Here is an 866-nt window from a genome sequence, read left to right as displayed (position 1 = left end):
TCAGTCAAGATTTCTCGTGTCCCGACCTACTTGTCGCAAGCTTAGTACCACAGTCGCGTTTTCGTGTACGGGGCTATCACCCTGTATCGCTGAACTTTCCAGATCATTCCACTAACGCGTCTGCTATCACTTGCAGGCTGTACCCCTTTCGCTCGCCGCTACTCAGGGTATCTCAATTGATTTCTTTTCCTCAGGGTACTTAGATGTTTCAGTTCCCCTGGTTCGCCTCTGTAAACCTATATATTCAGTAAACAGATACCTTACTTATGTAAGGTGGGTTTCCCCATTCAGAAATTCCGGGATCAATGGGTGGTTGCTACCTCCCCCGGACTTATCGCAAGCTCCAACGTCTTTCATCGCCTCTAGCTGCCAAGGCATCCACCGTATACGCTTAGTCACTTGACCATATAATCGAAATAATCGAATACATGTACATCAAATAACTGATTCAGAAACACTGCGACTAGCGGTGTTTCATCGATATTGCCGGATTAAAACGCTTGAAAAAACATCGTATATGTCATTAACCGCTCGAGAGCTGTTAATAACCAATGTTATTTCAAGTTTAAATTGAACATCATATTCATCGGTTACACGTAACCGCAAATATGCGTGTTTTTAAAACTTGGCTATTTTATCTTGTTAAAGAGCAACTGGTGTAAAACCAGAAAGAAAATAACTTCCAACAGCCGATGGCTGAAGCAGTAATCTTGCTTCTGAATTTTCACAAGCTAACTAATGATCAAGTAATTCGTGTGAGCACTTAACTGAGCGATTGCTCTATCGTTTAAGGAGGTGATCCAGCCCCAGGTTCCCCTAGGGCTACCTTGTTACGACTTCACCCCAGTCATAAATCACACCGTGGT

2 rRNA genes are annotated in these 866 nt (G+C 43.3%); both read right to left on the bottom strand.

Annotation, left to right across the window (positions count from 1 at the left end):
- A 23S ribosomal RNA gene (locus L9P87_RS17815) occupies positions 1-405 on the bottom strand; the annotation flags it as partial.
- Between the two features lie 383 nt (positions 406-788).
- Positions 789-866 (bottom strand): 16S ribosomal RNA (locus L9P87_RS17810); the annotation flags it as partial.

It is taken from the genome of Sinobacterium norvegicum, from assembly GCF_923077115.1.
Lineage (GTDB): Bacteria > Pseudomonadota > Gammaproteobacteria > Pseudomonadales > Sinobacteriaceae > Sinobacterium > Sinobacterium norvegicum.
The sequence above is the reverse complement of the archived record's forward strand: the minus strand, read 5'-3'. Positions and strand labels throughout refer to the sequence as shown.